At 31.3% G+C, this 6915-nt stretch carries 4 protein-coding genes; 2 read left to right on the forward strand and 2 right to left on the reverse strand.

Annotated features, from left to right (window positions below; genetic code table 11):
* Nucleotides 1–8: 8 nt before the first annotated feature.
* Nucleotides 9–1031 carry a hypothetical protein gene (locus tag LPB87_RS10195; RefSeq protein WP_230727825.1) on the reverse strand — a complete coding sequence of 341 codons (1023 nt, stop codon included), beginning with the start codon at nucleotides 1029–1031 and terminating at the stop codon, nucleotides 9–11.
* 120 nt (nucleotides 1032–1151) lie between these two features.
* Nucleotides 1152–3866, reverse strand: a complete 2715-nt coding sequence (locus LPB87_RS10200) for a S8 family serine peptidase (protein ID WP_230727826.1) — start codon at nucleotides 3864–3866, stop codon at nucleotides 1152–1154.
* 582 nt (nucleotides 3867–4448) lie between these two features.
* Between LPB87_RS10200 and LPB87_RS10205 the strand changes: the two genes are divergently transcribed.
* On the forward strand, nucleotides 4449–5276 hold the full coding sequence (locus LPB87_RS10205; RefSeq protein ID WP_230727827.1) for a M57 family metalloprotease: 828 nt from the start codon (nucleotides 4449–4451) through the stop codon (nucleotides 5274–5276).
* A 346-nt stretch (nucleotides 5277–5622) separates the two neighbouring features.
* A complete protein-coding gene (locus LPB87_RS10210; protein WP_230727828.1) occupies nucleotides 5623–6819 on the forward strand; it encodes a serine hydrolase domain-containing protein in 1197 nt (398 codons plus the stop codon).
* Nucleotides 6820–6915 lie beyond the last annotated feature (96 nt).

The following is a 6915-nucleotide window of genomic DNA, read 5'->3' on the forward strand; positions in this document are numbered from 1 at the left end:
AATGCTAGTTATTGGTTGTTTAATTGTCTTGGTACAATTGGTTCTACAGCGGGAACACCATTTTTAAAACGTCTTAAATCGGCTCCAGCCTCATATACAATTTTACGGGCATCGCTAATAGTACCTTGTGGTTTGTGTGCTTCTAAAGTACGCCACGGATTAAAAGAAAGGTTCTCACCATATTCTGCTTGACCCTGATTTGTAATATCCTGTTTTCGAATAACCAATGTAGCAATATGAACAGGAACAGATTCTGTTTCATCCCAAGGAGTCATTGCTTTATCCAATGGCATTTTTTCAGGATCTGTACGAAACTGAACCATAAATTTAAACTGTGCTTCACCCATATTTAGACGAGCTTGTAAATCGGCTTGCAAATAATCGGCTGAGTTTTGAGATGGTGGTGCGCTAAACGGAGGGCTTATTGGTTCTAATTTGTATTTTACAAAATGACTTTCTCCAAAAGAATATGGGAGTCCGCTCCAGTAAGGCGTCGTTAGACAGCTAGAAACAACTTTTCCCATTTCATCCAAAATACGTACGGTTTCAGGATGGTCTTTTAAATACAGATTATAATCATGATCGACTACTCCTGCCTTAGTAAACTTGCACATTTCTGTAGCATTATCTACAAAAAACACATTCATATTTTGTAAAATAAAGTCAGCCGTAGTTGCATTTTCACTAGATTCTAATAACTTTTTACCTGATACTCCAAACAGCTTGATCCCTATTCCCACAGTAGTCCTCATATCTGGAGCATAAGGAACTGTATCGCTTGAAAAACGTACCCAAGCTTCAAAATGGTCATGAGCAAAGATTCCTACTTTGTATTCTGGTGGTAATCCTGGCATCATTATAAAATCTGCCTTTGCAACACCATGAGGTTTAAGGAATACACCTCTGCGAACTGGGCATTGTCCGGCGATGATACGATTTCCCATGGTCGTATCAATAAACATTTTCTTGAGGGATAAAGCAAGATTGGTCTCGCAATCAATAGCCGCCTTTTTTGATAATTCGTTTTGCATATAGTTTAGGTTGTAGATTTGATTACTGCAATATAAAAAATACGAAAAAGATGGACTTAGGTAGTAATACGTGATTTTAGGATAATAAACAGAAACCTAAAAATAACTATTCTTATATGTTTAAAAAACTGAAATTTTTCCTGTTTGTATTCCTCCTAAGCTTGTTATTATCTTATAGATGTAAATTCCTGAAGCAATATTGTTCAGATCGATACTATTAGTTTTAGAAAACAATGAAGAAGTAATAGTATTTTGCCCACTAATATTGTACAAATAGAAAATAGCATTTTTCTCATTCTTGACTTCAATATTTAATTCTTCATTTTTGCTTAATAACGTGGGATAAACAAGAAATAAATCATCCTCTAAATAATTAGCATCTACAATTTTAGAACTGAATACATTATTGTTTTCTAAAATTATATTTATTTTATATCTATTGCTGCCTTTTATTGGGACAGTATCTATAAAAGAAAATGTTTTAGAGTTGACATCATTTATTGTGCTAATAACACTTTCTGAAGTATTAATTATTTTGACTAATTCTAACCTTTTGATATTGTATAAACTAAAAAGACTGGCACTAACTTTTACTTTGTTCTCTTCATAAACTTCTGCCAAAGCCAACTCGAAATAACAATTTGAGTTTTGAGCATATTGTAATGTAGACTCACTTTTTACTCCTTCGCTATTATCAAATACAGGCGTAACGGTGTGAATTTTTCCATCGGTATAGATATAATTAGCATTTGTTGTTTGTTCTTTAAATTCGAAATGATCTCCTGTCAATTGATAAATATTAAATAAAATAACATCAGTGGGTGTGTCCCAATTAATTTCTGTTGTGCCATCACAAACTAAACTAGTCCTTATATTTAAATCATAAGAAATCGTAAAGCTATCAGAGATATAATCAGTAGTACCAATAGTCATCTTTAATTTTGCTTTTGCGAATTTTTGCTCTGTAGGAATATAAGTAAATTGCTCGCTATCTAGATTTATACCACTTGCAATAATTTCCCAAGTCTGTCCATTATTGTAACTAATTGACAATTGTCCCGAGGTTCCCGAAAATGAAGAATCCCATTTAAAAGGAGAAATAGTTTTACCATCAAAGGGGAAATTATCATTACCAACAGGATAATTCCATTCAAATTGACGCTCTAATTCATATTCGTAGGCAATGCTATAATCCTGAGATGCATTTGAAATATATGCACCAATAACAGTAATATTGTAAGATCCTGGGGTGGGATTTTCAATAGTCACTTGTTCGATATTATTAAGTTTATCTTTTCCTCTTTTAGCCTGTTCTTGCGGAGTATCAGGGTTAAGAATCCATGGTAAAAAAGTAGTGTTGTTATTCGAAATAACTTCTATATCTAAATCGTTTATCAAACTAATATTACTGTTGATTGCGGCAGGCAAATCATTCCACACTAATGTAATTTTCAAGTTTTTTGCATTTGATGGAAGCGTAATTTCATGTGATTTTATCTGTCCTGATATCAAATTACCAGATATGATTCTATTTTCACTGATCGTTTTTAGAGATTTATTAGCATTTACATTACCGTAGCCATAGCTGAAATCTGGGCCGATATTGCCTAAATCTTTTGCGCTATTAATTAAGATTGCTTTTGTGAGAGCATTACTTAAAGAGGTATTATTTATAGTTTTATAATGTTGTTTCATAAGGGTAATAATTCCTGTAACTAACGCAGTAGAATTGGAAGTACCTTGTGTGCTAAAAGCCACCAGCTCCGGTTTTATTCGCCCATCATAGGCTGGTCCTTTTGAAGAAAACGGTATAACTACTTCGTTATGATCAATACAGCCCAACAGAATACTATTTTTAGATTGCTTAAAATTACCTGTAATAGATTTATAACCTTCAAGTCCACTATTACCAGAAGAAAAACAATGAGTCAAATCAGTATTTAAAAATAATTGTGAATCATAAGCATTTGCTAGCGAACCATAAAAATTCTCAATTACTGTTCCGTAGGAATGATTTTGAGTAGTTGCTCCTTGTAAAGTCGCTACTTCATCAGGATAGATATTCAAAAAGTCAGAAGATTGTATTTTAGCCTTTTGAGCGACTCCTTTTCCTAAGACAGAACTATTTCCTAATCCAGAGATTATAGTCGCCATAGCAGTTGCATGACTTGATACAGTAGCCGATTGCGTTGCCGATGGAATGTGCTTACTCAGCAAATCGATATCATTTAGATCAAAAAAATCATCTTTGATTGATACAATTTGGTTTTCTCCTGTTAAAAGAGAAAAATTAGCATGAGCTTTATTTATGTAATTGATACTAAAATTTTGATCTATTATCTTAGATTCTCCTTTTGGTTGTAACGATTCTTGTGAAATAGAAGACACACTGCTTAAACCTATAATCTCATCAATAATTTTTTTAGAATCACATTTTACAATTACAAGATTCTTACCTAATATTTTGATATCAGAAATATGCATCGATTCCAAGTCAGTAATTAACGATTCAACACTATCTGTAGCTATAATATATTCTTTGCCTTCTTTATGATTTGAAAAATTTGATGGTAGTTTCCATAAATCATTTACAGGCAGTGTTATTTCTAAAGATCTATTAGATCTTAAACTTCCATTTTCAACAATACAAAAAGTATCATCTAGTTTTTTTACAACCTTATATTTATTCTGATGCGCATTTTCTAAAGATGTAAAATGGTATTTCTCAAATTTATTTTCTCTTTCATGCTCTATATATTGTTTCCATTTATCAGGACTTTGAGAAAGACTGATTGTTGTTATCATAAAAAAAAGGAAAGTAATTTGTGTCTTCATTAACTGTAGTTATTAATTAGAATTTTAACCATTTTTATTAATATGAAACAAAAAAATGACTATCCTGACTATTTATGGCTCTTAAATTAGGTAAACAAAAAGACTCAATTTATTTATAATGATTTATATCACAAATATTTATACCTACTAATCAAACCAAAGTTATTAAATTATTTGTAAAAATTTTATTAGTTTTTATTTCATTCCTAAACTTCAAAATCTGTAAGAGTCATATTTATTTTTAAACCCTTGTTCCAATTTTAAAGCTACAAAATACTATAGAAGCTTTTTCTTGATATTTATAAAATAAATATGAATTTTACTACTGTAAGTGATTCCGTTTTACATAACTCACTGATTAATACTTAATTATTGATTTTGCTGGGCTCACAATGATTATCAGATAAATATTATAAAAAAGGTGTATAGAATAATTTAACAAAAATTGTTAATTTTGTTAAATCATATTTTTTGTAAGTATTTTTTTGATTAAAATTATATAAATTTGATAGTAATATAGTACTAATGTTTTGTAAAGCCCCTATAAATCAAACTATTAAACTAACCCCAAAAAACTATTAAATGAAAACAATTAAATCAATTTTAGCCTTATCGTTTATGGCATTAACGCTATTATCTTGTAACAAAGACGATGACTCAAATCAATCAAAGCAAGAAGCTCTCAAAGTAACACCGGATGTGTTAAATAAACTTAGAGAACTTTCACTGAATAGTACAGATGTTCAAGTGATCAAAAACACAAAACTAGATGGTTCTACAGAAGATGCATTCTTGATTGAAGGATGTATTATCATGACACCAGATCAATTAAACAAAATGGATCTCCAAGGAGGAATCACAACAGAACAATACCGCACTACCAATTTAGTATCCCCACAAACTATTACTGTTGTTGGATTATCAGGAACTGGTACATCAGCTCTATCTACAAATATGCGTGCAGGATTGCAAGCGGCAGTAAATAGATACAATAGCTTAGGATTATCTATTAACTTTACTCTAACCTTTAGTTCAAGTACCGCAGGTGCAGACATTGTTGTAAAAAGACAAATTGGATCTGCTGGTGGTGTAGCTGGTTTTCCTTCTGGAGGAGCACCTTATAGCTCAGTTACATTATATTCTGGATTAGATACTTACTCAGTTGGTGTAAATGCACACGTAGCGGCACACGAAATTGGTCATTGCATTGGTTTACGCCATACTGATTGGTTTAGCCGTCAAAGTTGTGGACAAAATTCAAACGAAGGAACTGCTGGTGTTGGAGCAATTCATATCCCAGGAACACCTACAGGATATGATGCAACTTCATACATGAGAGCTTGTTTCAGTTCAAGTGAAACTGGAGCCTTCAATTCTAACGATGTTACTGCTCTAAATTATTTATATTAAAAGTTGAATTAAAGGAATCTTTACAAAATATAAGAGGCTACTTCATTTTATGAAGTAGCCTCTTTTTATCAATTGACAGGAGATTTTAGCGAACACAATAATAAGTTTTCTGGTATCTGGGACAGTCCATTGATAAAAAAATGGAATCACTTTATGAGTATAAATTTACTAAGAATAAGCTAATAAAACAATCATTAAACATTAAAAAACAAAACATAAAACACTGATTTAAAACATATTAATCATTTTTTCAATACATTTTTTTTATCTTAGTAAATTAAAAATCCTTCTTAAAATAAAGACAGTATTTAACTGCAAAATATTTACATAATTTAAAAGCCACATTATGAAAATAAAAAACTCCCTCTTTACACTTTTACTTTTACTTCTATTTCATTTTTCTTTAAATTGTTTTGGTCAAGATATTGTTAAGCTTGACAAGAAAAAAATATCAGTAGCTAATTTAGATACAAAAATTGAATCTCTAATAAAATCGGCTCATGTAGAGGGATTAGCTATAGCAATTTTCAACAAAAACAAAGTCGTTTACAAAAAGACATTTGGTTACAAAAATGCCCTTACTAAGGAGCTCATAAAAAATGAAACCAATATCTACGGGGCTTCTTTAAGCAAAGCTGTGTTTTCTACTATGGTAATGATACTTGTTCAGAATGGTATTCTGGATTTAGATAAACCTTTGCAAGATTATTTACCTAAACCAATTTACGAATATAAACCAACCAAAAAATGGCATGACAACTACCAAGACCTCAAACGAGATACACTTTATCAAAAAATAACAGCTAGAATGTGTCTAGATCATACATCAGGATTCCCAAACTGGAGATGGTACGAGTCTGACGAAAAATTGAGAGTTAATTTCACTCCTGGTTCTCGATACAGCTATTCTGGAGAAGGATTAGTATATCTACAAGTTGTACTAGAATATTACCTGAATAAACCTTTAGAAGAAATGATGCAGGAAAACATTTTTAATCCTTTAAAAATGAAAAATTCATCTTATAAATGGAAACCAAAGTTTGAAAAAGATTATTGTGTTGGTCATAATTCAAAAGGAGAATTATACGAAAAAGATAAAGATAATGATGCAAGATCTGCCAGTACCTTAGAAACTACACTAAATGATTACACTCTTTTTACCAAAGCCCTACTTACTAACCAATTGCTTAATCCTATTACAACAAAAGAAATGTTTACTCAACAAATTAAAATTAAATCTATTAAACAGTTTGGGCCATTAAGCACAAAAGAATCCAATGCTAATGATGGAATTAATCTTGGTTACGGACTTGGTTGGGGAGTATTACAATCGCCTTACGGACCAGGAGTTTTTAAGGAAGGATATGGGAGCGGTTTTCAACATTACTCAATCATTTATCCTCAAGCTGGCATAGGAATCATAATTTTAAGTAATAGCGACAACGCAGGGGGGATTTTTAAAGAATTACTAGAAACTTCAATTGGAGATATTTATACTCCTTGGCAATGGGAAAATTATATTCCATACAATCAAAAACAATAAAGCCTGAACAGTATAAAACTTTTTTTGGATCCCCGCAAAGAGCACAAAGAAAAAAAGGTTCGCAAAGTTTAATAAATAGCTTTGCGAACCTTTGCT

It is taken from the genome of Flavobacterium sp. EDS (assembly GCF_020991525.1).
Taxonomy (GTDB): domain Bacteria; phylum Bacteroidota; class Bacteroidia; order Flavobacteriales; family Flavobacteriaceae; genus Flavobacterium.